We start from the raw sequence: 26957 nt of genomic DNA on the forward strand, positions 1-26957 counted from the left end.
GCTGTCGCCCTGGCGATCAACAATCGGCCCCGCAAGATCCTCGGCTGGCGAACCCCGGCCGAAGTCTTCGAAGAACAACTATACTCGGTATCAGCAACCGGTGTTGCAACGACCCCTTGAACCCAAGCAATATACGAGTTTTCGCCTCGCGGCCCACCTGGCCGGGGAGCACATCGCCGCCTCGATCGGCACCGTCGGCGACGCGTTGGACAACGCGCTGATGGAGTCCACGATCGGCCTGTACAAGACCGAGCTGATCAAGCGGCGCGGCCCGTGCCGCACCCTGACCGACGTCGAGCTCGGCACCGCCGAGTGGATCGACTGGTACAACAACCGACGCCTGCACGGTGAGATAGGACACGTCCCACCCGTCGAGTACGAAACAGCCTTCTACCTCAGCCAGCCAAACCTGCAGCTGGAAGCCCAACCCTAGAGTCTGGCGGGAAGCCGGAGCGGTTCAACGCCGAGGTCGCCCAGCAGTTGGTCAACGCCAGCGATGGCATCAACAAGCAGGTCGCAGACGAGATTTCCGGTGCCGCGCGTGATCCCGCGCAGTTCAACATCACAGGCCTGCAATCCGTGGTGGGGCAACTTGGCGAGGTTCTCACCGAGGTCACCGCCGCGGTCGCGGTCCTTCGAAGCGACACCGGCCGCACCGACACCGCCCCCACACCCCCGGCCCGAGGAGCGGCGGCAGCCGCCAAGACGGTGTTCTACGCATTCTTGTGGGGAGTTGTGGCTGGCGCAATCGCGTGGGCCTACCTCGCGCACCACCTCGCCCAACGCTGAACTGCGCCCGGACTGCGCCGCCGGCGTCGAGACGGCGCTCAACCAGTTGACCGGCAAGATGGAGCCGAACGCTTACGCTTCGTGGTTTCGCGCATCCCAGGTCTGATCGCTCGGGCTGACGTAGAGGTGGCTTTCAGCTACCTCGGCTTTCGTCGTTCTGGCAGGGGTGTGAGGGGTAGCCGGATCGGGTGGTTTGGGGCTGATTGGCGGCCGGTTGCGCCCAGCAGCAGAGAAGCATCGGCGGTGTATATCACCTCGGGTGAGGGGATCCGCCGATGCTTCCGGACTTGACGTTACCCGCATCGCTGCTCGCGGTGCTGGAGAATCTGCGTGGTTCGTTCACCGCGCCGACGTTCGCCACCTTCGCCGCCATGGTCACCGGCCTGATCGCGCAGACCGGCAAGGGCACGGTGACCGGGATGCTCACCGGCGCCGGGCTGGCCCGGGCCTGGTCGCACGATCGGGCCCACGCTTTCTTCTCCCGGTCGGCGTGGAACGCCGAGATCCTCGGGATCGTGCTCGCGCATCTGATCGTTCGAACCCTGCTGCCATCCGGGGCGGTGGTGACGGTGGCGGTGGACGACACGCTGTTCAAGCGGCGCGGGAAGAAGGTGTTCGGCGCCGCGTGGCAGCATGACGGTGCTGCGACCGGCGAGAAGCAGGTCGGGCGGGGCACCTGCTTCGTGGTGGTCGGGATCATCGTGGAGCTGCCGTTTCTCACCCGGCCGGTGTGCCTGCCGGTGATGGCCCGGCTGTGGCGCCCGAAGACCGGGCCATCGAAGGTCGAGCTGGCGGCATCGATGATCCGGTTGCTCTCGGTGTGCCTGAACCGGCCGCTGCACGTGGTGGCCGATGCCGCCTACCACGGCAAAGCCCTGCGGCACCTACCCGCCTCGATCACGGTGACCACCCGGCTGCCGAAGTCCGCCGTGCTCTACGACCTCGCGCCGCCGCCCACCGGCAAGCGCGGCCGTCCCGCGCTCAAGGGTGAACGGCTGGGCACTGCGGCCCAGTCGGCGGCCACTGCGCACTTCACCACCGCGCAGGTCAACCGGTACGGCCGCACCGACGCGGTGCGCATCGCCGAGATCAGATGCTTGTGGTACGGGTCCTTCCACACCCAGGTGGTGCGCGTGATCCTGCTGCGCGAGCCCGGCACCGACACCGGCTACGACCTGGCCCTGGTCAGCACCGATCTGCACAGCCCGGCCGCAGCGCTGATCACCCGCTATGCCTGGCGATGGTCGATCGAGGTGACCTTCTCCGAGGCCCGCGAGCACCTCGGCGCCGGCCAGGCCCGCAACCGGACCGAGAACGCGGTGCGCCGCACCGTCCCGTTCGGCCTGTACTGCTACACCATCACCGTCATCTGGTACACCCTGCACGGCCACCACCCCGCCGACGCCGCCGCCCGCCGCGAACAGTCACCCTGGTACACCAGCAAGACCGAGCCCGCCTTCGCCGACATGGCCGCCAAGCTCCAACGCGTGATCGTCGCCGCCCGATTTTCCGCTATCAGCCCAGGCAGGCCCACAGAGGCCGAAATCCGCGCCGTCCAGAACGCCTGGGCCCAAGCAGGACTCGATCTCGCGGCTTGATCAGCCCAAGCCTGCCAGAACGGCGAAAGTCGAGAGCTACTGATTTGGCCCCATTTCATCCGGCGGATCCAGCTGTGGCCCCGGCGGCTTCGATGATGTGGGCGATGGTCATCGTCCGTTCTCTCATGCGGCTCCGTCGTCTGCGGTGCTCCAGCGGGCCGGTCCGGCGGGCCCCTGGCCATCCATGAGCAGGGCGGCGGCACGTTCGGGATCGCGCATGTGTGTTCGGTACGTCAGCGCCCGAGTGACAATGTGCACCGCAGTGCGATCAACATCCTGATCGCCGAGGGCGGGGAGCAGCAGGAGCAGGCGGGCGTGCGGATCTGCGGTGGTGCCGCCGGGTAGGCCGTTGGACGCGGCCGCCTCGAGTTCGCGCCAGGAGAGCCCAGGTCCGGCGAAGTGGCCGTCGTCGCTCGCCAGTGTCTCCGCGTGATCCCAGCCCGGGTGGTGAAGGAGGTAGTCGACGCCGTGGTCCTCCGGACTCGTGCGGTAGACGATGTAGAGCCGATGGCTGCGGGGGAGTGGAAGGGAGAAAACGACGGCCACTGTACGGACGCCATCAGTTCACTGTGGAACTGCTCGGCTGCGTCGTAAGCGTCGCCGAACAGCGCTTCCTCGGCCTCCTCGCTGTGCACGCACCCGTGAGGTGGGCCAGGATGAACAGCGGCTCGTCGGGCAGTTCTGGCCGGTGGATGAACGGGCCGCCCTCGTAGCCGGGGATGTGCGCCGGTATCGCTCCGGCCGACTGGTGGTTCACGGCTTGCCCTACCGCTTCGTCACAGGGGCCTCGGACCATGACCCGTCGGGTTATAGGTAGAGCGAGCGGCGTGGCGGCATCCGCGCGATCAGCGCGAGGCGCTCGGCATCGCGCTCTTCCCTGGTCGGGCCTGCCGGGTCACGTAGTTCGAAGCCGTGGACGGGGATAGCGGAGGCGTCGATGTCGCCCGGCTCGCGTCGACCTTCGATCACGAACCCGGCCAGCGCCCGCAGCGCGGCCTCTCCGAGCGCGAGCGGGTGGAACGGCAGCGGGTACCGGTCACCGCCAGGTGGGCCCAGCGTCGGGCGGACCGGGTGCTCACCTGCCCAATAGGCTTCCTCGAACCCCAGGCGATTGCCGAGGTCCTCGGCGATCCCGCCGTGCGGCGAGATGCTAAGCGAGCGCCCCAGTAACCCCTCCTTCCACACGGCGAAGGCCAGTGTGTCGCTCGCGCTGTGCATCGCGTGCAGAATGACGGTGCTGCTCTGGCCGGCGTCGAGGTAACGCTGCGGCAGCCGGGAGGGGTAATCGGTCATGACATTCCGGTCGCACAGGATCTGGAGGCCGGGGAAACAGGCGACGTAGGCGACGTCCTGCGGCGGGTACACCGATTCGGAGAGGTCGACGACCGCATCGGGGGCCTCGTACGGCTCGATCTGCCAATCCGGATAGATCCTGCGCAGCAGCGCCTCGGCGGTCTCACGCCCCGATTCGATAGGACGAGTGCGCAGGGGCTGGGCCGCGTCGTGCGCAGCGTAGATCAACAGAGCCGTCTTCGCCCCCACCAGTGCGCCTGCCTTTCGCGTACGCGCCTTGTCGCGCATGGGAGCGTACACCGGGCCGATGACAGCCGCTCACCTGCGTGTCGGTTGCCATGCCGAGTGTTCAGTACCACTGCATTACGCCGATGGCTCCGAGACCGCGGGCCTCCGCTTCGCACAGGACGCCAAGAGGGCCGCTCAGAAGCGTCAGCGGCTCGAGATTCGGTTCGTCGGCCATGACCGAAATCCACGCCGCGCATCGTGCAACGAAGTCTAGCTGGGCAAGACCGGGTCCCTGGAGGAGGGCTTCGAGTTCATTCATGGAGGAGCGCACCGCGGTCGCATCGAGCAGGAAGCAGCCGAAGCGTCCCGGGAGGCGGCGTGCCGCGGAGAAGCCTAAGCCGTAGCAGAGGGCGGCGACGGGATCGCCGCCCTCTGCGCATGCCGACGTGGAAGATCTCCGGGGTGCTTGCTGAGTCGAACGCGTCCATACACCGGTCGCGGAACTCCGGGTCTGGACGGTGCGCCTCGATCGCGTCGGCGAAGCACAGCGCGGCGTCGGTGGGGCAGTGGCTGCCGTGGCCGTGCTTAGCGGGCTCAGCCAGGGCGGCATCCTCCATGGTGCGCCACCACGCGAGGTCCGCATCGGCCGGTAGTGGCGTGTACGCGCTCGCGGGAGCAGTTGAGCGCAGTTCTTCGACGAGGGCGGGCTCGGTTGACCCGATAATCCAATGTCCTGTCACGCTCACTCGCTGTTCCCCCTCGTGTGGGGAGCGGATATCAGCCTCTGGATGGCTCGGCGGAGGTTGTCGTCGCTGCGGACGCTTGCCGTTTCCAGACCTGCGGACAGAATCCGGCGTTCCCGCTCGGCCAGTGCGTGTAGGCGTGCTTGGATCGGTGGGGGAAGCGGAGTGCTGAGGTGTGCGAGCACGTCGACGGCGCGGTGCTGCGCGGGGAAGGAGGTGCCGTTCTCGATTGCCTCGGTCAGGTATGCGGCGAGTTCGTGCCGGCTCTCCCCGCCCCAGCGTTGCGGGTTGATTCTCAGCAACGCGTGCGCGGCCGCGGGGCAGGTGGTCGGGTGGCTCAGTAGCCTCTCAAGGTCGGGCAGCAGGTTCTGCGCGTCGGCGGCGAGGTGGGCGGCGACGTCGGCGGCTGCGACTGCGGTCCACTGGGTGTGGTCGTGCTCTGCTGCCCAGTCGAGCGTGCTGCGCACGGCGGGCAGGACGAGGTCCGTGTCACCGGTGTGCTGCCAGTGGGCATGGGCTGCGTGAAGACGGGCCTCGACGTCTGGCTTGGTCCGCCCGGCCGCCGTGCTCGCGCGTAGAGCGCGATCGAGGTTGGCGCCGAGTTCGGTGTCCGGGCCGGGCAGTTCCATAGCCGCGATCGCCGCGGCGGCGAGTTCGGCGCGCTGGCGGCCGAGGCCGACGATGACGGCCTCGCGCAGGGCCGTGGTCTCGCCCGTGAGTATCTGGAGTGCGCGCCCGATGGCCAGGCGGTCGGCGATCGTGCCGCTCCCGGGCGCCTCGCGCAGTCGCTCGAGGCTGTCGGGGGAGAGGTGGGCGAGCGCGGCGAGCGCGTCGGCGGCCTGGATCGGGTGGTGGGGCAGGAGCTTGGCGAGTTCCGCTTGCGCTCCGGCGGCGCCCGGGCCCCAGGCGCGCAGGATCCCGGCGAGGTAGATCGGCTCGTTATGGCCCTGGAGGCGCTCGATCAGCCCGGACGGGCTCCCTCCCGTCGGCACGGCGAGGTCGCATAAGCGTTGGCGTATCGCCTCAAGCAGATGCTGGTCAAACCTGATCGGTGCCCGGTACGGGTCTCGTGTGTGGTCGAACGCGGCCTGCAGAGCGAGCGGCCGTGCCGCGATCTCCTGCGCCAGTAGTTGGAGGGCTCGCGGGTCCTCCCATTCGATCAGGCATGCCAGGGCGCGATCGGCGATCGGGGTCTCGGTGTTGGAAGCCAGCTGCAGGATTGGCGCTGTGGCCTCCGGTGCTGCTTCGGGGCCGATCAACCGCAGAAGGCTGAGAGCGTCATTGCGGTCGTCCGGCCGGTCGAGGAGACGGGTCAGCGGCCGTATGAGGGTGGCGGCCGTGCCGGGGTAGGTGCGCACGAGATGGCGTGCCGCTGCTCTCAACGGTTGGGAGTTCGATCCTCACCGCGTCGGCGCGCCGGGACAGCCGCTCTGGCCCGGTAGAGCCCTTGCCGACGACGAGTACCAGTTCCTCACCACCTCAGACGCCCGCCTGGGCACGTTCGCCCACTACACGGAGCAGACCCTCGTCGTCTTCGGATACGACCTCATCGAGCAGGTGACTGAAGATCTCGATGACCTTCTCGGCGGTGGGACCTGGACGTTCAACTAGACAGGCTGCAAGAGGCCAGGTACCGCCGGTGTCGTCGGGATACGGTTTTCGAGCCCAATGGCGTGTCTGAAGCTGTTGCTAGGGTGACCGCCGTGACGAGCCGCAGTTGGACGACGATGCCCTGCCCAGTGGATCTGTCAGCTCGGTTTCCGCCGCTGGCCGACACGGCGCGCGAGACCATACGCCTGCACCCGCGCCCGGGTGCGCCCGATGCGCGCAGCAGCTCATTGGGCGGGCCGCTGCTGTGGCCGCCTGGGGAACCGTGGCCTACCTGCGACTCGCCCTGGTGCATGCTCGAGGACTCGCACGCGCCGGAGAAGATCCCGCAGGGGGACTCGCCGCTGGTTGCGATCCTGCAGATCTTCCGCCGGCACGTGCCGAACCTGCCATTCCCAGACGGCTGCGACGTCCTGCAACTGCTGTGGTGCCCGTTCTCGCACCAGGCGTGCGAACCGCTCCCACGCGTCGTCTGGCGGCGTGAGGCGGACCTCGACGACGCGGAGCCGAGCTACGGTACGCCCCACGCCGACGCCCCGCCCGAGTCCGTGCCCACGCCGTGCACCGTCGCGCCCGAGCGCGTCATCGAGTACAGCTCGGAGGAGCTCAGCCGCGAGCAGATCGGGAAACTCGCCGAACTCTCGGACGTGCTCAAGGCCGAGACCGGATGGGACGTGTGGTCGGATCTGCTGGTCGCTCCGGGTACGAAGCTGGGCGGTCACCCGTCCTGGGTCCAGGATCCGGAGTGGCCGGAGTGCGCGTGCGGGGTGCGCATGGAGCATCTGGCAACGATCGCGAGTTGGGAGTACGACGGGGCGTTCAGCCGCCGCTGGGTCCCGCTCGAAGAGCAGCCCTTGTTCGATCTGGAGGCGACGGCGGGGGAGCTGTTCGCGCAGCATCCTGAGATACGCCGCCCGCACGGGATGATGCTGGGCGACGCGGGCAACTTCCACGCGTTCGTCTGCGCCACGTGCCCGGACCGGCCGACCGAGCACCGATGGGCGTGCTCGTGAACATCGAGGAGTTCTGGACACTCATCGAGTACTCCGCGCACGACGGCCGAGTCGGCGACCCGAGGGCACCGGTGGCTCGAGGAGAAGCTCGCGCTGCTGCGCGGGCGTGCGATCGTCGACTTCGAGATCCATCTCAAGGAAACACGCCATCGCGCCGACACCTACGACATGTGGGGCGCGGCAGTTCGCATCACCGGCTCCGGCTCCCAGGACGGCTTCTTTCCTTCCTGGCTCATAGGCCTGGGCCGCGAGGTGTTCGACCGCGTCGTTGCCCATCCCGACGCCCTCGCCGAGGTACCTGTGGTCCGCGTGCTGGCCACACTCCCACCAGGTCCTGACCCCCTATGCGGGCGCCGACCAGCGTAAACGCATAGCAGTGCTGGTTAGCAAACGTTATCCATGACGAGGCGAGGTCGAATCTGCAGGTCAGCGCCGCGTGGCTCGAGCTGGCGCGCCACAACGAACTTTATGCATGACAGTGACTGCGGGGCGGCGCGTAGGTGCAGGTCAAGGCCAGATCTGCCTGCTGCGCCCACACGTGGCCGCGCATAGCGCTCGTTACGGCCGATGCTGGGCGTACTGGGCTTTGACCTGCGACTTTGTGCTTAATGCAGCCATGTACGGGGCGAAGCTGGGGAAACGCGCTGATCACTTAGCGCGACATTTGGCCCGTACGTTCGGGCCGACTCAGGTAAATCTCAAGGCTGCGGGCTATGAACTACCAGTTCAGCGAGCCGCAAGAATGTTCTGTACCTGATTACTCTTCGTTCTCAAACATAATCTCTCTTGTGGCATGTGGGGGTCGGTGACCTGCGAGTATTAATCGGTCACCGGCTCCCGCCTCGCATTATGCTGCGATCCCGTGCGGTTCTCTGCAGATCTCTGCCATCTGCTGCCGGGTTTCGCTTCGGATCTTCCCCAGATTTTCCCCACTTCAGAGGTCTGATACATAGCACGCGGGTGATGGCGCCACCTGGGACATTGTAGTCGAGGGCGGCGCAGGGAGTTGAAGTGAGCCGTCGGCGGGAAGTCCGGCCGGGGACGGAGTCGGCAGCCTCTCCCCTCGGACGCAGACTGAGACCGGAGTGTCTGCGGGTCCGCATTGAGTCGTCAACGGCTCGCGACGCGGGTGCCCGGACGTGCGCGGCGGCTAGCGCCGGTTCGGCACGCGGTACACCACGGGAGCGCGGTGAGAAGCATGCTGAGTGTCTCCGGTGCAGGAGAGATGTCCGATCAGGTCCGGTCGGGCAGCTCGTAAAGCCGCCGCAGGTTACCGCTGTGGCCATGCTTGAGTACCACTGCCGTCGCATCTCGATCACCTATAATCAAACTCGTTGATTCCCGACTTCGTCTGCTGTGGCCCGAAGGGCGGTGCTCGATGCGGAGGCGCGGCTCCTCGATCTCCTCGGGCGTGCAATGACCGGGCGCCCACACGCTGCTGGTCCGGGCGTTGGCCTTGCAGCCCGTAGTTGGCCGCCTGGAACCCTGCTGCATGAGCTGCATCCGGCCGGTCGTTTGGCACTGATGCGATTTGGGGCAGGCCGCAGGTTCCAGGCCGGTGAGACGCTCATCGTCGCAGGCGACCCGCCCGGAGATGTCTTTGTGCTGCAGGACGGCTGGGTTAAGGCCGTTGGGAGTGCTGTGGACGGGCGTGCGGTTCTGCTTTCGCTGCGGACTACAGGCGATGTGGTGGGCGAGATGGCCGCGCTCGACGGTGGACCCCGCTCGGCGTCGGTGGTGGCCGCCACCGGGGTGGCCGCTTTCGTCGTTGCCCGTGACCGCTTCTTGGCCATCGTGAACAGCGATCCGGCGGCAGCGATGGCGGTGAGCCGGTGCGTCACCGCGAAGATGCGCCTGGTGACCCGGCACCGGATTGATGTCACCGGCGCGCCGGTGCTTCAACGCCTGGCCAGGGTCCTCGTATACCTCGCTGAGTCGTACGCCACGGAGTGCGCCGAAGGCCTGCGCATCGGGGCGCCGCTCAGCCGCGCCGACCTCGCCGCGCTCATTGGCGTCGCGGAACCGAGCCTTTACCGGGCGCTCGCGTACCTGCGCGACCAGGAAGTTCTGACCACGAACGGACAAATGCAGATCGTGCGCGACTTGACGGCGCTCGACATGATCTCCCGCGGGACGGGCACCGCGGCGGACGGCCGCAGCGATGAATCGGGCCGTGCATGATTCCGCAGGATCTCGAACTCGGGTCGGCTTTTTCGCTCATTTGATAGGTGCCGCCCCTCGGCTTCGACTTATCATCGGGGCAAAGAGAAGAGGCGACGAACTGCCGTGGGAGGGGAGCCCGCATGTCCAGGTCGTACCGGAACCGCCTTTGCGTGGTGACGGACATCGAAGGCTACAGTTCGCATCCCGGTTCACAGCATGCTGATGCTCAGCGCAGGCTCTCGCAGATCATGAAGTTCGCGTGCCGGCACGCCGGGTACCCGTGGATCCGGTCGGAGGACCGCCAGGATCGCGGCGACGGCCGGCTCTTCCTGTTGCCGACGCAGATCGATGAGATGGTGGCGATCCCCGCCCTGGTGATGGGGCTGCGTCACGGGATTTACCTGGCGAATGAGGCGCCGGGGGAGTTCGGCCGGATGCGGATGCGCGTGTCGATGGCGCGCGGTGCGGTCACGCATGGTGACACCGGCCTTCTGGGGCAGGCACCGATCACCGCCTGTCGGATCCTCGATGCCGAACCCGTCAAGAGGCGCCTGCTGGAGACGCCGTCGGCTGACATTGTCCTCGCGGTCACCGACGAGATCTACAAGGACGTCATTCGGCAGGAGTTCCCCGGCCTGCCTTCGGCCGGGTTCTCGGGGATCGACGTGCGCGTTAAAGAGTTCCACGAGCCGGCGTGGGTCCATCTGCCCGAAGCCGGTCCCACCCTGCTCAGGCGGGCAGACGCTTCGTGGTCGGCGATCGCGGCGAGTGCCGCTATCGCTCCGGCTGCCGTCGGGATCGGGGGGGCCATGCACCCGGATGGAGAGGGCTGGTGGACCGAGGACGGTGATGAAGTCGACGGAGCGTGGCCAGACGAGGGAGTCGGAGGTCACGGGGATCACGCGGTCTGCGGCGAGTTCGGTGAGGGAGGCGGGGCGACGGCGGCGGACTGGCTCGGCTTCGGACCCGGTCCGGACGACGGGGGCGATCGCGGCGGCGCAGTCGGCTCAGATGAGGTGGATGGCGACACTGACGGCGATCAAGACGGCGATACGTTCGACGACTATGGCGCGGAGTTGGTGATCTGATGATCGGTTCCGGTTCCTCGGTCTCGATGCGCAGGCGGTTCCGGCCGTTGGCCGGCCACGAGACCGCGAACAGCGCCGTAGCACAAGTCGATTCGGCAGCGCCCGGCGAACCCGAGCGGGCTTGGCGGGTATTCGACGCGACTGTGCAGTGGATTGCGCATGCCGATGGAAAGGCCGGTCTCACACTCGGCAGCGCCGGCGTGGTGGGCGGTGTGCTCTTCAGTATCGTCGGGCGGCAGAGCCGACCAGACGTCGCCCTCGTCTGCATGGCAGGGCTCTGCGCTGCGGCGGCCGCGGCGGCCTGCCTGTTCGCGACGGTCGCCCTCTGGTCCCGGTTGCAGCCTCCCGTGCAATCGGCGAACCCGATCTTCTTCGGCGACATCGCATCCGGCTATCCGGACGCGGCGGACCGCGACCGGTACACCGCGTCAGTGCTGGAACTCACCCGAAGCCCGGAGCGGCTCACCCTGCTGATCGCCGAGCAGGTCTGGGCGAATTCGCACGTCGCGCGCCGAAAGTATCGCTGGGTGAACCTCGCCCTCACCTCCCTCGCGGCGGCGCTGGTCGCCCTCGCCGGAACGTGTGCCCTCGTGTATCTCTGACCGACCGCACGACGAAGGATGGAGCATGCGCTCTTTCGACCAGTTGCGCGAGATCGTCCTCGCGCTCTTCGATCGCTTGGACCGGCTCGCCGCGGATCAGCCCGGTGACCGGCCGGTCGGCACGCAGCGCTTCGCCGCGGCACGGGAGCGGCTGGAGGAGGGCCGGCTGGTCACTGCCGTATGCGGTGAATACAAAGCCGGCAAGTCGACCTTACTGTGCGCGCTGCTCGACGAACCAGGGCTCTTCCCCGCGGACACGCTCCCGGCCACCAACGCCGTCACCGTGGTGCGCTGGGGTGAGACCGAGCGCGTTACCGTCACGACGCGTATCGGCGACGACCGTACGGAGACGATGCTGATCGACCGGAGTGAGATCGCCGACTATGTGACCGAGGGCGGTAATCCGAACAACGAGCGTGAAGTCTTGCTCGTCGAGATCGAGTTGCCGAATCCGAAGCTTGACTCGGGTATGGTCCTGGTGGACACACCCGGGGTGGGCGGAGTCCAGACCGATCACGAGGCGGCGACGTTCGCGTATCTGCCCGCCGCAGACGCGCTGCTTTTCGTCACCGATGTGGAGAAGCCGCTTCTGGAGAGCGAGTCGGACTTCCTGCGTCGGGCGATCGGTGCGGCGCAGCTTACTGACGACGCCGACAGCGTGGTCGGCGTCATGACGAAGATCGACCAGGGGGGAGAGTATGAAGTCCTGCTGGACGAGATGCGCGCCCGGGTCGCCGAGCTGACCGGACGCGACGTAGACGAGTTGGCCCTCGTCCCGATCTCCGCCTGGTTGAAGCTCCGATACTTGGAGACCGGGGACGAGGAGTATCTGGCGGAGAGTAACTTCCCCGCACTCGACGAGGCTTTGTGGGCGGCGCTCGGCCGCAAGCGGTCACGGGTACTGCTCGGCGACGCGTTGCGGGCGCTGTACGACCGTGCGAACGGCTGTCTCGCCCCGATCGCGGCCGCCGAGAAGGCGGCCAGAGATGAAAGCGGGCAGACGCTCGAGATACTGCGCAAACAGGCAGCCGAGCGGAGCCAGTACCTGGCGAAGCTCGCTGCCGACAGCAAGCTGTGGCGGCCGAAACTCGAGGAGGAGTTGAAGAAGGCCGCGAAACGCGTCAACGCGAGCGCGAGCGCGCGGCTTGAGGACAACTGGACGGTGTTCCGCGATCAGTACACAGCCGAGAACAGCGAACTGCTCGACGCGCCCGAGCGGCTCTCCGCGCAGTTGACCGCGGACTTCGCCGCACTGCTGGGTGGCCTGCTCAAACTCGTGCGCAAGGAGGTGGCGAAGGCTGTCGAGCGTTTCTCCGTCGATCAGGGATTCACGCTCGCGCCGCCGCGGATCTCCGCGCTGCCGGATCTGCCGGAGCCTAAGCTGCCCAGCGGTTCCTCGATCATCGTGAGCAATACGTATAAGGGTGCCGGCGCGACCAAACTGCGTACCGCAGCCATGGGCGCTGGCATCGGGGCCGCGATCGGCGGCGGGATCGGCGCCCTGTTCGGGCCTATCGGCATTGCCGTGGGTGGCGCTGTCGGCGCTTGGCTGGGCGCCAGGATCGGCCATGACGAAGGTCAGTTGGCTGTAGAGGCGAACACGGAGCAGAGTCGGCGAACCGAGATCATCAGGGTCTTCAGCCCGTCCAAGATAGCCCAGGCTACGTACATCCAGTCGCTGATCACGTTGCAGTTCGACGAGATCCGTCCGAACGCCGTGACCGAGCTCACTAGTCGGCTGGAACAGGAGAAGGAGGCTGCCGAAAACATTCTGGGGCGCCTGGGTGCGGACCAGCGGGAGGTCGAGAAGGACCTGACCGTGCGGCTGGCCGGGTATGCCGCAGAGCGCAAGCCGTTCGACGATATTCTCATCGAGCTTGAGACGAGAGCCCGGGACATCGACCTCCTCGGGGTGCGTCCCGAAGCCGGCGTGGGTCCTGATGGCGGTGAGGCGTGACCCTGCGCGAGCGCGCGGATGCCGCATTCTCAGCCGCGCTGGCCGAGCTGTGGGCCGACCCCGAACTCGCCTCCGTGCACGACCAGGTCGCTGATCTGCGCGAACTCTACGCGCGGAAGATGAGCGTCGCGCTGATCGGCCGGGTCAGCTCGGGCAAGTCCACGCTCGCCAACGCCCTGCTCGGCGGCGCCTTCGCGGCGACCGGAATCGAGGAGTTGACCTACAATGTCTCCTGGCTTCGCCGTGGAACCCTGCCCGGTGTGACCGTGCATTTCACGGACGCGGACGGCCGCCCTCCCGAGCGGCGGGCGCGAGACGAGCTGGACTCGCTGGCCACCAGGGCGCATGCCGATGCACGCGCGAGGCAGTACCTCGCCGCGATCTCCTACTTGGATGTCGTCGATCCTTGCCCCGCCCTCGAGCCCTTCGACCTGATCGACACGCCTGGCCTGGACGCCGTTGCCGGAACAGTGCAGACCCGCAAGACCCTGGGCATCCTCGGGCGCACCGTGCGAGACATGCGCGCCGACACCGTCGCCTTCGCCGCCCGCGCCGACGCGCTCATCCTCGTCTTCCCGAGGGCGATGGCCGGATCGGACGCACAGGTCGTCGACGACTTTCTGCGCGCCGGCCTCGACACTACGGACCCGATCACCGCCGTAGGCGTGCTCACCCAGATCGAGAAGCACTGGCCCCGGTACGATCCCATGACCAAGGGGGCTGCGGACGCTCGACGTCTGATGGCCGCGCCGTACGCGCGTCAACTGCTGTTCGAGCTCAAGCCGGTGGCCGGGAAGCTGGCCGCGGGCGCAGCGCTCCTCGACGAGCGTGACTACGAAGACCTCTGCGCGCTGAGCCGGTATCCACAGGACGAGCTGTTGCGACTGCTGGAGCTCGGCAACAAGTTCCGTGTCGCGGAATCCGCGAACCTGCCACTCCCGGCGGCTCGGCGCACCGTCCTGTTCGATCAGTTGAGCGGCTACGGCATCCACCTCGCATGTGACCTGGTCCGCGGTGCCCCCGATGTGCGACAGGCGGCTTCGGTGGAGCAGTTGCGCGAGCGACTGGTTGAAAACACCGGCCTGCCGGACCTGCGTCGCCTGCTGTCCGACCACTTCGCCCGGCGAGCCGACGTCATCAAGCTACGTCGCGCCATCGGTGACGCGTCGGCGCTGCCCAAGCGACTGCCCTCCGGGCTCGACGAGCGGCAGCGGGATCGAGTCGGGCGCGCCGCGGCCATGGTGACAGACCTTGAACACGAGCTGGTCTTCCGCGTGCTGAACGCGCTCGGTCACTACCAGCGGGGCGAGCTGGGCTTCACTGTGGAGGAAGGCGAGGAACTGCTGCGGGTCAGCGGCGAACATGGTGTCGGCCTCGAGGCGCGCCTCGGCCTGCCGACTGGAACCCCGGGGACCGAGATGGCCGCGGCGGCCACGGCGAGGCGACGCTACTGGTCTGCCGCCGCGCGCAGCCTGCGATATCAGGGCCCGAGCCACGGCGCGTGTGAGGTCATGCGGCGCGCGTACGACGGGATCGCCGAAGAAATCCGAGCGCTTGAGACATCGCGGGAGGACCGATGAGCGAACGGTTCCGGCTGTGGCAGAACCCGTACTCTGGAATCCGGGCGTCCCATCCGGCCGCCCCGGTCCCGGTCCACGAAGAAGAGCCCCGTATGGCAGCTCCCATACTGGCGATCGACTTCGGCACGTCGAACACGTCCGCAGTGATCGTCGTGGACGGCCGTATGCTGCCGCTACGCAACGCAGAAACCGGCAGGTTCTCCTGGCCCACCGCTGTTTTCCGGGACGGCGACGAGCTGAAGGCGGGGTCCCAGGCGGAGTGGGCGAAGCTTTCCAGACCTGACCTCTACTGCGACGGCTTCAAGCGCTTTCTGGGGTCGCCGGAGACGGTGGCCCTGGGCGACGCGGGCTTCCCGATCGTGGATTTGATCGCCAGGATGCTGCGACACCTGCGCGACGAGGCCACCGCGCTAATCGGCCAGCCGATCGGGCGGACCGTGCTCACCATCCCGTCGAGCTACGGCGAGCACGACCGTCGGCGAACGCTGATGATCGACGCGGGCCTCAAGGCCGGGTTCACCGATGTGGAACTGCTGCCCGAGGCCGTGGCCGCCGCGCTCGCGCCGCTGGTCCGCGCTCCGCTCGCGCCCGGCAGCCTGGCCCTGGTCTACGACCTGGGCGGAGGTACGTTCGACGCGGCCCTGGTGCGCATGGCTGACGACGCCGAGGTCACGGTGCTCGACCAAGCCGCGTTGGAGCACAGCGGCGGCCGCGCCGTCGACGAGCGACTGGTGGAGTACATCCGAATGCACACGGGACCAGAGGCGGCCGCGATCCTGGACCCCGAGCCGGATCAGGCGCCTGAGGTCGCGGCGCGCGCGGAACTCATGGCTCACGATCTTGTGCGCAGGCTCAAGCTCATACTCAGCGGGCAGCAAACGGCGACGGACTACTCGCTGCCCTCCGTGCCCCCGATCCGGCTCGCCCGCGACGAGATGAACAGCGTCATCGACGACCTACTGGACAACACGGTCGAGTGCTGCAAAACACTGGTCGCCAGGGCCGGCCTGACCTTCGACGACCTGGACGCGGTGATCCGCGTCGGCGGCAGTTCGCGAATCACCAGGGTCGGCGAAGTACTGGAGCGGCTGGGCCCTCCAGTGTGCGAACCCGAGGACCACGAACTGGCCGTCGTCCAGGGCGCGGCCCGCTGGGCGGCGCGGGCGGTGCAACGCCGGCTGCCGCACTCGCCCGCCGGACCGGGTGACCGGCCACTGCGCTTCGACCTGCCGGGAGGCCAGACCGCGCGGCTGACTCGCTGGCTGATGCCGCGCGGCGCCGTCTACCCCGCCGGGTCCGCTCTCGCCGTGGTGCGGCTGCGGGACGGCTCGCTCTGGCACTTGTACGACAACGCCGCCTCGCCCGGTCTTCTGCACCACCGGCAGATCGACGCGGGGGATCAGATCGCCTCGGGGGACTGGATCGCCACCGTGCGTCCGCCCGCGCCGGCCAGCCGCTTCGGCGAGGACGGCGGCGGCGCGACCGAAGCGGCGTTCAGCGCCGACGGAGGCTCGCTTGCGGTGGCTGTCGACGGCACTGTCAGGATCTGGAAGACAGCGGACGGCACCGAGCCTCAACTGTCCGAGCAGGCTGGCCGCACCGCCCTCGCACGGGGACTGCAGCCGGGTGACGGAATCAAACTCGTCACATACCACAACGGAACCGTGACCCTCTGGGAGCCGACCGACGGCGCGCAACTGCTGCGCATCGACGCCCCGGAGCCTCTGATCCCGGCCGCCGCGCATATCGCCAGCGGCCAGATAGCGCTCGTGGCCGGGAACGGTGAGAGCGCCGTGATTCGGCGATCCGACACGTCGGGGCTGGGCGAAATCCGGTACTCCGCCCACGTCCAGATTCATGACATCGTTCTGAGCCCGGACGGGAGAGCTGTCCTCGCCGCCGGCGAGGACGGATTCGCCCGGATCTGGAATGTCGAGACTGAAGAATCGCTCGCGGCTTTCGAGCACGACTCCGCGGTGGTCACCGCGCGGTACAGCGCCGACGGAGCTCGTGTGGTCACCAACGCTGAGAACTACGTGGCGCGCGTGTGGGATGTGGCGAGCGGCGAGCCGATCACGGAGTTCCGGTATGGGAACCACCTGCACTGCATCGCGCTGAGCCCGGACGGCACCTTGCTGGCGGTCGGCGGTTCGGGAGGCGGCGTGCGGCTGTGGGACGTGAATGCCAGCAAGGAGATGCTGGCGCTGCCGGGGTCGGGGTCCGTCAGCGCCCTGGTGTTCAGTCCCGATGGCAACCGGCTCGCGGTAAGCGCGGCCTCCCGGCCGGTCGAGGTCTACCTCCTCGCCCGGCCGGTGTGAGCGGCGTGGCTCAGTGATCGGTCGCCATGAGCTCCCGCAGGGAGAGGAACACCGGGAGCATGAACGCGTATTCGGACAGTTTCGCGTTCGGCGGATGGCTCAGCCGCGGCTGCCGGACGGGGTCCGCCCCGTCTTCGGTCGGCTGCCTCTTCGGCGGATTGTCGGAACCCTGCGCCGAGATCGGCAGGAAGTAGACATCCTCCTTGCGGAAGACCGACTCCAGCCGGTCGATCAGCCGCGATCGGACCAGGTCGGAGAGCGACTGGGTATCCGCGGTGCGCCCGCCCTGCTGATCGGTGGGTTGATGGCCGAGCGCATCGCCGAGCGCGCCGAGTGCTTCCCTGGCCCGGTCCGAGATGGTTCGGGCCAGCTTCAGCTGCTGCTGGACGACCGGGTGGCCGAGCTCCGCGACCTTGCCTGCCGCAGCACCGGGGCCGGCGGCCTTCCAGCCGTAGCCCGCGGCGGAGCGGTACGCGGCGATGTCGGCCTCGCCGCCGTCGGCGCGGCCGCCCTTGACCGTCGCCGAGCGGGCGGAGCGGGCGAGCACGCCGTCCGCGATCAGCGACTCGTAGAAGGCGGTCAGGAACTTGACCTGCGGTTCGCCGGGATGCGCGCCCGTGCCCAGAGGACCGACGTAGAGGTCTGCCTTCGGGATGATGCAGACCACGTTCGGGCCGCCGCCACGTAGGTCGTCTCCGCGGATCTCGCGCAGATCGGAGATCATCCGCTCGAGCAGGTCGAGCTGGCTTACCCGGGCACGGCTGCTCTCGTCCTTGGGCGTCCCGTCGGCGTTCTTTGACGTACGGGCCTCGAGGACTGATTCAGTGTTGCGCAGCAGTGCCTGCCACTGTGCGGAATCGTGCGAGTGCTCCAGCTGCTTGAGCACCGCCTGCTCGATGGAGAGGTCGAACAGGAAGACCAGCGTCTCGGCGTGCTTGAGCACGCCGAGCACGATGGGATCGGCGCCTTCGCCGCGTACGCTGCGCGCGGCCTTCTCGCCGGGGATGTCGGTGAAGACGAAATTCGCCCCGAGCGAGGGCACCTTGGTCGACTCCACGCGAAGCTGGATGCTGTTGCGGGCGCCGGTGGGCGTCGGGTCGGGGAGGATCCCCTGCCAGTAGCGGTCGACATAGCTGTCGTATTCGCGCAGATCCTTGTCGGATTGGAAGCCGACCGTCGCGCCGAGGGCCTGTGCGTTGTTGTAGAACTGCAGCAGTCCGGTGAGCATCAGCGTGGACTTGCTGGTGCCCGGGCTGCCGATGAACACCACCGGGTGGGTCTGTTCGGCCTTCGGATACCAGCCGCAGAAGTCGGGCTCCTTCGCGGCGTAGTCGGGCGATGTCGCGCCGGGCTGGGCGGACGGGTTGATCGGGCGGCCGGACGGGCCGCGGCAGACGAAGACGACCAGCTTGTGTGTGTCAGGGCCGAGCAGTTCGACGAACTCCGCCACCGTCGCCGAGACGTCCCCCGGAGCCGGTGCGCCCAGATCGCCCGGCCGGGCCCCGTCGCCGGCGAGCAGGTTGAAGTAGTCCTCGGACAGCCGCAGCCCGGTCAGATCGGCGGCCGAGGCGGAGACGAACAGAAGCGGCAGCAGCTTCGGAGCCACGACTACCCGCCGCGGCAGCGTGTACGGGACGTGCGGCTCCACCAGGCCGGGGAACGCGGTCCAGACGTCCGGGCTCTCATGCCCGAGGAGCAGGACGAGCATGAGCCGGACCCGCCGCAGTTCTCCGAGCATCCGGCCCGCGTTCTCGACCTGCTCCTCGCCTATCAGCTGCCTGATCAGCTCGGGTTTGCCGAGTACGTCTTCGAGTAGGGCCAGATACCGCGAGAGCGTCGGCGCGATCTGCGGCTTCCCGCATAGAGCCGCGACCTTGTCCTCAGCGGGCCGGGCACCGGGGGAGTCGGGGGCCGTGGCGGTCAGCCAGCGCCGGATCTGCGGCTGGTCGAATACCAGCGACATGACATGCCCCATCATCCGCAACGGCTCGATCCCGCCGAGCAGCACCTCCACCACGGCCGCGAAGGGCGGTTCGGCGTCCTCGTAGCCTGACGCGCCGCCCCCGAGGCTCGCCGCGCCGTTCTTCGCGGCCGCGAGCGCGGCCTCCAGCTTCGCGATCGGCAGGAGGTCCTCGTGGATCAGCCTATGGAACGCGTAATGGTCGAACCGCTCCCACCACTGCTCGCGCACCAGGTCGGCCCCCTTCGTCGTGAAGATGCCGCGGGTGAAGACCCTCTCGGGGAGGTCGTCGCTGACGCGGTGCGCGTACGGCGCCGTGTCATCCCGAGTGGAACTCGCGATGTTCCGCGACGTCGCCTCGGCCTCAAAGTGAGCCAGGAAGGCGGCGTACTGCATGATGATCTCGTTGAACTCCTTGCGGGCGTTAATGGTGAGGTTGAGCTCGAACGAGCCGGGATTGCGCAGGCTCATCGGCACACCACAGGCCGGGCAGGCGAACTCCTGCGCCGAGCCCGGGACGATCGTTCGGAGCAAGTCGGCAGCCGTATTGTCGGGCATCGTCTCCCCCAGCAGAAATAGCACGTGTGCGGTCGCGAACCGCGTCCCATCCGCTGCCATCATCGCTGGCGCCAAATGTGTGAGTACTCTGCGTTGTGGGATTGTTACCACATCCCTCTCAATTGCGAGCCCGGCAGCCGCGCGAGCCGGCGGGAACAGCTTGGTGCTGCCTCGCTACGCAGTGGCCCAGTGAAGCGGGCTTGGGGGACGATCTCTGCCCGCGCCACCATGCGCCGCCCGGTTCGGCCGCGCAGTTCGGGCGGCCAGCCCTCCACTTGCGCTCTGGTCGGCGCCGCCGCAGCCTGGTGATCACCCGGAAGTGGTGGCTCGACGTTGGTTCCGCCAGTCGTGTTGATACAGCCAACGGCCATCGCGAGAGTTTCGCCGCTGCTCGGCGCCGTGCTCGCCCCGGCCACTGCGACCTGCCCGTGGAAAGGCCGACGGTTCTCCGCCGACTGAGGTTCGGGCGCGTCGATCGCTCCAACCCTCGTCGAACCCACGATCGTGGCGGAGATCAGCGCGGCATCTACCGGCACCTGTGAAGTTCCTCCGTGCTCGGGCGGAGCTGCATCCGATTGACGTGCAGCAGTTCGACAAGCCGGAGGAAAGTACCGGCGATCAGTACGCAAACGAGAAGTCGTAGCGCCTTAACGTGGCCCTTTCTCGAAGCTGGCCGCTCGATGCGTCGTGAGCTGGTATCGAGGCGATGGCGCATCGGCAGCCCTCGCGGGTACGCCAGCTCGCGGAGCGCTTGTAAGTCGCGCACGAGCGGTTTGCGGCTATGGGGTCGATGATGCCTTGGTCGCGTAGCTGGCTGAGGGCGCGTTGGGCCGCGATCCCGGTGTAGCCGACCATCGTGCCCAGCTCGATCCGGGTCAGATCGACTCCGATGATGACGCCCTTGTTCGGCAGGGGCTGGCCGTATTCCTCAGTGAGCGCGACGAGCACCCGCGCTAGGCAGACCACTGCTTTGCCGCCGGAGAAGTGGATGTGGCGCTGGGGCGCCGCGAGGAGTCTGCGTCAGCTGCAACAGCAACCGCGGATGGCGGGCGACCAGCTGGTTGAAACTCTCCAGGTCCACGGCCGCCGTGCGTACCGGCTCGCGCCCGCAGGCCCGTACCGTGGCGAGCCGCCAGCCGTCGCCGCCGACCCGGATCGCCAGCCACGCGTCCTCGCGATTCGCCAGTTCCGCGGTCACCTTGACGTACGTGGAGAGCAGGAAAAAGACGCCCGCGGCGGCGTCCCCTCGTGCATCAGGATCTCGCCGGGTGCGAAGGGGATCGCGCGGGCGGTGTCGAGCAGGTCCGCGAGCACGGGGACCTGGGTTACGGCCACGAAGCTGTGCGGCGGCCAGCCGCGGTCGGCTCGGCTCGCCCGGTCCCGTGGATCCTCGCTCTCGGCTCGCGCCACGGGGTGCCTCCACATCTCGCCGACGAATGTCGGGCGGCTACGAGAGCGGATCCCGCCGTGCTTCGGCCACATCTGCCATCGACAATTCTCGCCCGCCGCGAATGGCGCTGAACGCTGACTCGCTCGATTTTGCGCCGCCTGTGGGCGTTCGCCGCATCGGTGTTCGAGGAAACGGGCGCCGAATCCCGTCAAATGACGGTCGACGTGCCAACGGGGCGCATTATGCCGATACTTGCGTGCGCCGGGTGAGGCGGCGTGTCGGCTTAGGGCAGGGTGTTTCGCGACGTCGGCCGCGCTGCGCGAGTGGAGCGATGGTGGCACCGCTGACCAGCGCGCGCGAAAAGTAACGAATCGATTGCTGTAAGGATTCAGCTTTCAAAAAGGCCACGCGGCCGCCACCTGGGCTCAGGAGCCTGGCTGCGGAGGGTCTTTCTGACAGGGGAGGGACGATGGCCGCTGAAGACGCGACCCATCACTCGATTATGGCTTTGGATATCGAGGGATTTACCCAACGCGACAATCCAGCCCAGATCTCGCTGCACGACGCCGTATACGGCATCGTCGGCGCCGCCGCGAGCGACGTCGGCATCGACCTCGACCAGATCGGGCAGGCCGACACCGGCGACGGGATGCTACTGTTCTTCCCCGCCTCCGTGCCGACCGCGCTCCTGGTGGGCCCGCTGGTGCGGGCGCTCGGTGATCGATTGGCCGAACGCGCGAAGCAGTCCAGCGCGCAGTACACGCCTCGGCTGCGGATCGCCCTGCACCACGGCCTCGCGCACCGCGGCGAGCGCGGTTGGACCGGCGACGCCGTGAACTTCACCTGCCGTCTGGTGGACGCGCAGCCGCTGCGGGAGGTGCTGGCCGCGGCGTCGCGGACGAACCTGGTGCTCATCGCCTCGGACCAGGTCTACGAGGCGGTCATCCGGCACGACTACCGGGCGGCGGATCCCGCGACATATCGCGCCGTCACCTTCAGTGTAAAGCAGCTTAAGAACATCAGGGCTTGGATCTATGCCCCGGGCTATCCGAATCCTCCGGGTCTGCCGTCCGAGCCGCTTGGGCCTGCCGCGGCCGACGCCGGTGCCGACGAAGCCGACGTCGACGCCGGTGAGGTCGGCGCGCGGCTCGGCGCGGCCGCGGAGACCGTGGTGCGCAACCAGCCGCAGGCCGACACAGTCGAGGGCAACCAGATCGGCGAGATGCACGTCACGATCCACAATCCCGGGTCGGTACGTCTGTGACCACGCCGAAGGCCGCGCCGTCGACCGCGCCGGCCGCCCCGCCCCCCGCAACCGCTGCCAAGCTGGCCGAGCCCGGTTGGCGTCAGCCGATATCTCCGACAGTCCTGAGTCAGGATCCACCCGCGTCCGACGTACCGGACGCCGCGCCGGTGTCGTCGGATCAGGATTCGACCACCGATAAGACCTCGACCTCGACCACGGACGATGACGCGCAGGCGGCCACCTCGCGGCCGGGTCAGGGCACGCGACGGCGTGAGTATCTCGATCACGCGGACCGTTTCATCGTCGAAGGTGACGCCGTGGGACACAAGCACATCTACCTGGTCGGCGGCGCACGCAGCGCGCGGCTGCGCCTGCTCTCCCCGCTGATGCGCGAACCCGTGCGCCACGCGTTCGTGAATCCGGAGGGCTGGGACGACGTGCGGGCCGGCTTTGCCAAGAAGCGCACCACGATCCTGCGCGGCCCCTCCGGCAGCGGCAAGATGGCCGCCGCGATCCGGCTGCTCCAGGGGGCGGACCGGCTCTACCACCTGAGCGACGCGACCGACCTGAATCGCCTGGCGGAGTCGCTGGAGTTGGATGCGGACGAGCGTGGCGGGATCGAACGCAACGCGGGTTTCGTGCTCAACCGGCCCGTCGCTTTCTCCGCGCTGCGCGGTTCGAGCCTGCTGGGGCTCGACGAGGCGCTGCTGCGCGCGGACGCCAGGCTCGTGCTGACCGTGGACAGCGAGGACTCGATCCCCGATGACGACCTGGTGGACTACCTGGTCACGATTCCGCGCGGGCCGGCCTATGCCGACGTCGTGGCCAGCCACTTGAGGTGGCGGCTCGACGAGCATGCCGCCGAGCGGATTCTCGGTCTCGACCTCACGAAGGAGGTGATCGCCGAGCAGTTGGAGCGCCGTACGACCTGCCACATGGCCGCGCGGCTCGCCCAGGTGATCGCCGACGGATACGAGGCGAACCCCGGGGCAGCGCTCGATGCCGGCTGGATCAGGGATCGAGTATCCCGGCACGGCGCCGAGGATTTCGAGATCTGGTTCACGTCGCTCGGCGACTCGGAGACACGCTACTTTGCGGTGGCCCTGGCCGTCCTCAACGGGCTCGCGCACGAACGCGTCGCCGACGCCGCCCGCGCGCTCCACCGCCGGCTCGACAAGGGCCGCAACCTGGTGCTCGCCTCGCCGCTCGACGGCCCCTGGGAGGGGGACAGCCCGTTCCGGCTCACCCGCGCGGAGCGGCTGCACAAGCTCAGGGCACTGAGTCGGCCGGCGGACGTGCGCGGCCAGTTCGGCCGCAGCACCGCGCAGGTCGTCGAGTACCAGGACGCCGACTACGCCCGCATGGTCATCCGGCACGTGTGGAACCAGTACCAGATCCACGACGTGCTGGCCGACTGGCTCGGTGCGCTGGCCGACGACGCCGACGACCAGGTCCGGGTGTGCGCGGGCACCGCTCTCGGGCTGATCGCGGTCGACTCCTTCGAGTACGTGACGCGGCACATCCTGGGCCCGTGGGCGGCCAGCCCACGCCCGTCGCGCCGCGACGCGGTGGCCTACGCGTTGCGGGTGGTCGCCGCCGAGCCGGACCTCGTGGACAACGTGCGGCAGTTGGCGAGCGGCTGGTACGCCAGCCGGAACACGCCGGAACTGCAGGCCACGGCGGCACGGGTGCACGGGATCAGCCTCGCCTCCGCCGACCTGGACGCAGCGGTCGAGGCTCTGGACCGGCTGTCGGTCATCGACGACATCAGGGTGGCGGTTGCGATCGGTGACAGCCTGGCCGACCTTCTGGTGGACGGGAACGTCGACCTGGCCGCGCGGATCCTGCCGCAGTTGGAGGACGCGCTCGGCGTCCGCGAACGCACGGTCACGGCTCAGCTCTCCTTCCTCATCCTCGCCGATTCGCTGATGACCGACGCCGACGAGCCCGACGGCACCGGGCCGGAGGTGCCCTGGCCCTCGCTGCTCTGGCTGGCGAATCAGCATTCCGCAGTCCGCAATCCGCTCGCGTTGCTGTGGCGGCGCGTGATCAACGAAGGGGTCTTCCACGCCGAGGCGGAGAAGATCATGACCAACTGGGCGGCCCTGGCCGAGCCCGACGACGCGATGCGCGACGTCCTGCTCCGGCTACTGCGGGCCGTCATGCGCGGCGACGACCGCTCGGTGCGCATCCTCGAGCGCTACGCGGACCATTGGGTCGCGGAGGAGAACCTCGCGCCGCTTCCGTTGATCAGCACCGCGCTGCGGTCCGTCATCGCCGTCGAGAAGGAGTATCTGCCGTGACCGCCACGCTCCCGCTGATCCTGAGTTCCGAACCGGTCCAGCGCGGCCTGCTGGCGCCGGCGAAGCCGTCGCGGCCCAACGTCGCGGTGGTCTATGCGACCGGCTTCGGCGAGGTCGCCTGCTTCGACGGACGGCCGTTGAGCCGATCCCAGCAGCTGATGTCGAAGTACCGCATCCGCTACGAGGTCGATCTGAGCGATCATCGGCGCACGGCCAAGCTGGAGAGTTCCCCGCTGCCCGCGCTCGGCGACGCGTACTACTTCGAAACAGTCGTGGACGTGGGCTTCCGCGTGGTCGACCCGGAGGCCGTGGTGCGTCGCAACGTCGACGACGCTCTCATCATCGTCTACAGCTTTCTGATCGAGTGCCTGCGTCCAATCACGCGGCGGCACGATATCCAGGACGCGCAGGGCGCCGAGGACGAGGCGAACGGGCTCTTCCGGCAGCCGGCCCGGCTGCCCGAGGGCATCGAGATTTATCGCTGCGTCGCGCGGGTGAGTCCCGACGCGGCGGCCCGCCGGCACATCCAGTCGCTGGTCGACGCGCAGCGGCAGAGCGCGGTCGGCAGCGCCCAGCATTCCCTGGCCGTGGCCAGCACCCAGCACGAGCAGCAGATTAGCGCGATGCAGCAGCAGGCCAGGCTGCGGGCCGAGGAGCGCGAGCAGGCCGCGATGGCCGACCGGCCGCTGGATCTGCCCGGGCTGATCACCATGCACCTAGCCAAGCACCCGGACGAGACCTCGTACGCGCTCGAGCTGCTCTCCCGGCACCAGCAGGCGCAGCAGGATCAGCGGAACATCGACGACCAGCGTTCGATGGACCTCGTCCGGTTCATGATGGAACGGGACCTGATCCAGGCCGTGGACGTGGACCGGCTGCGCAACCAGACGCTGACCCGCGTTCAGGAGATCGCCACCACGCGCCCTGCCTCGCTCCCGCCCGCCGACTGGGACGACGACCTGCCGGCGGCCGTGCCCGGGAGGGTGATTCGCGGGGCGGCCGAGTCCGACGACGCCATCGCGCTAGCACCCGCGTCCGCGCCGCGCCAGGTGGAGTCCTCCCCACCGACTCAGGCAGCTCCGACGGACACCGCGTTGCCCGTCTATCTCGCGATCGACGAGTCCGCGGCGGACCCGGCCTACTCGGCCGCGCTCAACAACGCGATCCAAGGCATGATTGCGCAGCTGGCCGGCTCGCCCGCGGTGGTCGGCGCCCTTCGGGTCGCGATCCTCGGATTCGCGGGTGATGTGGCGGTCCGGATGCCCATGACGACGGTCGGCGTCGGCGGCTACGTGCCGACGATCGAACCGCGCGATGGCGGAGCCGGCATCGGCAGGCTGTTCGACTACCTGATCGACACCATTCCCACCGACATCGAAAGGCTCAAGGGCCGCGGTCTGACGGTGAGTCGGCCGATGCTCTATCTACTCGCCGCGAACACGGTGCCGGACGGCGACGACTGGCGGCAGGCGCACCAGCGGCTGACCGACCGCGCCGTGTTCCGCTATGCGCCGAACATCGTCGCCTGCGGCATCGGTTCGGCCGAGGCAGCGATGATCGCCGAGGTCACCAGCCGACCCGAGCTCGGCTTCACGGCTCCCGCCGAGATGCCGATCCTGCAGGCGGTCGCTCAGTATGCCGCGTTCCTCGCCTCAGCCATCTCCCAACGAGGCCTCGCACAGCTCACGGGTCGACCCGAAGCAGTGCTGCAACAGCCAGCGGGCTTCCGCCGCATCACCGAAACGATGACAAGGGACACCAACTGATGGCCGACAACAGGGGCGTACTGCTGCCCGTTTACATCCTCGCGGACGAGTCATTTTCGATGAAGTCCTTGGAGAAGGACCTTAACGAGGGGCTGGCCTCACTGCACGAGTCGCTGCGCACCGAACCGATGACCGCGGCGAAGGTGCGTGTCGCGGTGCTCGGCTTCTCCGACGACGTGGCGGTTCGGATGAAGCTGACCGATGTGCGCACCGAGCGAGAGCTGCCGCGAGTCGCCATTCGCGGAGGGACCAGCTATGCCGCCGCGTTCCAAGACCTGCTCACCCGGATCCCCGGTGATGTGGCGTACCTCAAGGGCGAGGGATATAAGGTGCACCGGCCGACGGTGTTCTTCCTGAGCGACGGCCAGCCGACCGACGGCGAGGGCTCGTGGCAGATCCCGCACCAGCAGCTCATCGACAAGTCACGGACGCCGGTCGCGCCGAACGTCATCGCGTTCGGCCTCGGCCAGGCGCTGGCCGAGACGATCCTCGCCGTCGCCACCCGACCGGACTTCGCGTTCATGGCGGTGCCCGGGGTGAATCTGGGCGAGGCGATCAGGAAGTTCTTCGAAACGCTGACCTCTAGCGTCGTCGAGTCCGGCCGGGCCATCGCCAACGGAGACCCCGAGGTCGTGATCGAACGGCCGGATCCGGACGTCGTCCGGATGGCGATCGACTTCGTGTGAGTGACGGCATGCCCTTCTGGAAGAGCAGGGAAGATCAGATCGCGGAGTCCGGCGAGGCTCCGCCGTCC

Annotated in this window: 23 protein-coding genes and 1 pseudogene; 16 read left to right on the top strand and 8 right to left on the bottom strand. The window is 68.2% G+C overall.

Annotated features, from left to right (window positions below; translation table 11 throughout):
• The first annotated feature begins 100 nt into the window (after positions 1 to 100).
• The 3 genes from KDK95_RS16425 to KDK95_RS16435 all read left to right on the top strand — a co-directional run bounded on the left by KDK95_RS16425 (position 101) and on the right by KDK95_RS16435 (position 2387).
• Positions 101 to 433, top strand: a complete 333-nt coding sequence (locus KDK95_RS16425; protein WP_212519050.1) for an integrase core domain-containing protein — start codon at positions 101 to 103, stop codon at positions 431 to 433.
• Positions 434 to 480: 47 nt separating this feature from the next.
• Positions 481 to 789: a hypothetical protein gene (locus KDK95_RS16430; protein ID WP_212519051.1), complete on the top strand. Its 309-nt coding sequence runs from the start codon at positions 481 to 483 to the stop codon at positions 787 to 789.
• A 287-nt stretch (positions 790 to 1076) separates the two neighbouring features.
• Entirely contained in the window at positions 1077 to 2387 is a 1311-nt protein-coding gene (locus KDK95_RS16435; protein WP_212519052.1) for an IS701 family transposase, read from the top strand.
• Positions 2388 to 2510: 123 nt separating this feature from the next.
• Here KDK95_RS16435 and KDK95_RS16440 read toward each other — a convergent pair whose 3' ends face one another.
• The 5 genes from KDK95_RS16440 to KDK95_RS16460 all read right to left on the bottom strand — a co-directional run bounded on the left by KDK95_RS16440 (position 2511) and on the right by KDK95_RS16460 (position 6009).
• Positions 2511 to 2933, bottom strand: a complete 423-nt coding sequence (locus KDK95_RS16440) for a hypothetical protein (RefSeq protein WP_212519053.1) — start codon at positions 2931 to 2933, stop codon at positions 2511 to 2513.
• A 13-nt stretch (positions 2934 to 2946) separates the two neighbouring features.
• A complete protein-coding gene (locus KDK95_RS16445) occupies positions 2947 to 3144 on the bottom strand; it encodes a hypothetical protein (RefSeq protein WP_212519054.1) in 198 nt (65 codons plus the stop codon).
• Between the two features lie 50 nt (positions 3145 to 3194).
• Positions 3195 to 3968 carry a DUF6928 family protein gene (locus tag KDK95_RS16450; protein ID WP_212519055.1) on the bottom strand — a complete coding sequence of 258 codons (774 nt, stop codon included), beginning with the start codon at positions 3966 to 3968 and terminating at the stop codon, positions 3195 to 3197.
• Between the two features lie 61 nt (positions 3969 to 4029).
• Positions 4030 to 4227, bottom strand: coding sequence for a hypothetical protein (locus KDK95_RS16455; protein WP_212519056.1), 198 nt, complete (start codon positions 4225 to 4227; stop codon positions 4030 to 4032).
• Between the two features lie 423 nt (positions 4228 to 4650).
• The gene (locus KDK95_RS16460; protein WP_212519057.1) at positions 4651 to 6009 is read right to left on the bottom strand and encodes a hypothetical protein; all 1359 of its coding nucleotides are present in this window, start codon (positions 6007 to 6009) and stop codon (positions 4651 to 4653) included.
• Between KDK95_RS16460 and KDK95_RS16465 the strand changes: the two genes are divergently transcribed.
• From KDK95_RS16465 to KDK95_RS16505, 9 genes and pseudogenes are all read left to right on the top strand, one after another.
• Positions 6002 to 6262 carry a DUF2716 domain-containing protein gene (locus tag KDK95_RS16465; RefSeq protein ID WP_212519058.1) on the top strand — a complete coding sequence of 87 codons (261 nt, stop codon included), beginning with the start codon at positions 6002 to 6004 and terminating at the stop codon, positions 6260 to 6262. The genes KDK95_RS16460 and KDK95_RS16465 overlap by 8 nt on opposite strands.
• 290 nt (positions 6263 to 6552) lie before the next feature.
• Positions 6553 to 7272, top strand: a complete 720-nt coding sequence (locus KDK95_RS16470; protein WP_212519059.1) for a hypothetical protein — start codon at positions 6553 to 6555, stop codon at positions 7270 to 7272.
• A gap of 60 nt (positions 7273 to 7332) precedes the next feature.
• Positions 7333 to 7638, top strand: a pseudogene (locus KDK95_RS38245) (DUF4240 domain-containing protein); the annotation flags it as partial.
• Positions 7639 to 8643: 1005 nt separating this feature from the next.
• Complete coding sequence (locus tag KDK95_RS16480) at positions 8644 to 9453, top strand: Crp/Fnr family transcriptional regulator (RefSeq protein ID WP_212519060.1); 810 nt, start codon at positions 8644 to 8646, stop codon at positions 9451 to 9453.
• Positions 9454 to 9575: 122 nt separating this feature from the next.
• Positions 9576 to 10523, top strand: a complete 948-nt coding sequence (locus KDK95_RS16485) for a hypothetical protein (RefSeq protein WP_212519061.1) — start codon at positions 9576 to 9578, stop codon at positions 10521 to 10523.
• A 47-nt stretch (positions 10524 to 10570) separates the two neighbouring features.
• Positions 10571 to 11125, top strand: coding sequence for a Pycsar system effector family protein (locus KDK95_RS16490; RefSeq protein WP_212519062.1), 555 nt, complete (start codon positions 10571 to 10573; stop codon positions 11123 to 11125).
• A gap of 25 nt (positions 11126 to 11150) precedes the next feature.
• A complete protein-coding gene (locus tag KDK95_RS16495; protein WP_212519063.1) occupies positions 11151 to 13082 on the top strand; it encodes a dynamin family protein in 1932 nt (643 codons plus the stop codon).
• A gap of 74 nt (positions 13083 to 13156) precedes the next feature.
• Positions 13157 to 14662: a dynamin family protein gene (locus KDK95_RS16500; RefSeq protein WP_212519064.1), complete on the top strand. Its 1506-nt coding sequence runs from the start codon at positions 13157 to 13159 to the stop codon at positions 14660 to 14662.
• A gap of 92 nt (positions 14663 to 14754) precedes the next feature.
• Positions 14755 to 16980 carry an Hsp70 family protein gene (locus tag KDK95_RS16505; protein ID WP_212519065.1) on the top strand — a complete coding sequence of 742 codons (2226 nt, stop codon included), beginning with the start codon at positions 14755 to 14757 and terminating at the stop codon, positions 16978 to 16980.
• 10 nt (positions 16981 to 16990) lie between these two features.
• Here KDK95_RS16505 and KDK95_RS16510 read toward each other — a convergent pair whose 3' ends face one another.
• From KDK95_RS16510 to KDK95_RS16520, 3 genes are all read right to left on the bottom strand, one after another.
• On the bottom strand, positions 16991 to 19474 hold the full coding sequence (locus KDK95_RS16510; protein WP_212519066.1) for a hypothetical protein: 2484 nt from the start codon (positions 19472 to 19474) through the stop codon (positions 16991 to 16993).
• Between the two features lie 642 nt (positions 19475 to 20116).
• On the bottom strand, positions 20117 to 20446 hold the full coding sequence (locus tag KDK95_RS16515; RefSeq protein ID WP_212519067.1) for a helix-turn-helix domain-containing protein: 330 nt from the start codon (positions 20444 to 20446) through the stop codon (positions 20117 to 20119).
• Positions 20447 to 20692: 246 nt separating this feature from the next.
• A complete protein-coding gene (locus tag KDK95_RS16520; protein ID WP_212519068.1) occupies positions 20693 to 20908 on the bottom strand; it encodes a hypothetical protein in 216 nt (71 codons plus the stop codon).
• A gap of 449 nt (positions 20909 to 21357) precedes the next feature.
• On the opposite strand from KDK95_RS16520, the gene KDK95_RS16525 reads away from it, so the two are divergent.
• The 4 genes from KDK95_RS16525 (at position 21358) to KDK95_RS16540 (ending at position 26889) form a co-directional block, all read left to right on the top strand.
• Entirely contained in the window at positions 21358 to 22152 is a 795-nt protein-coding gene (locus KDK95_RS16525; RefSeq protein ID WP_212519069.1) for a nucleotidyl cyclase domain-containing protein, read from the top strand.
• Between the two features lie 299 nt (positions 22153 to 22451).
• The gene (locus tag KDK95_RS16530; protein WP_212519070.1) at positions 22452 to 24437 is read left to right on the top strand and encodes a hypothetical protein; all 1986 of its coding nucleotides are present in this window, start codon (positions 22452 to 22454) and stop codon (positions 24435 to 24437) included.
• Positions 24434 to 26203 (top strand): vWA domain-containing protein, encoded by a 1770-nt coding sequence (locus KDK95_RS16535; protein ID WP_212519071.1) that lies wholly within the window; start codon positions 24434 to 24436, stop codon positions 26201 to 26203. Before KDK95_RS16530 ends, KDK95_RS16535 begins: the two co-directional genes overlap by 4 nt.
• A complete protein-coding gene (locus KDK95_RS16540) occupies positions 26203 to 26889 on the top strand; it encodes a vWA domain-containing protein (RefSeq protein ID WP_212519072.1) in 687 nt (228 codons plus the stop codon). The genes KDK95_RS16535 and KDK95_RS16540 overlap by 1 nt, the downstream gene beginning before the upstream one ends.
• The last annotated feature ends 68 nt before the right edge of the window (positions 26890 to 26957 follow it).

Source organism: Actinospica acidithermotolerans (genome assembly GCF_018139625.1).
Classification (GTDB): Bacteria; Actinomycetota; Actinomycetes; order Streptomycetales; family Catenulisporaceae; genus Actinospica; species Actinospica acidithermotolerans.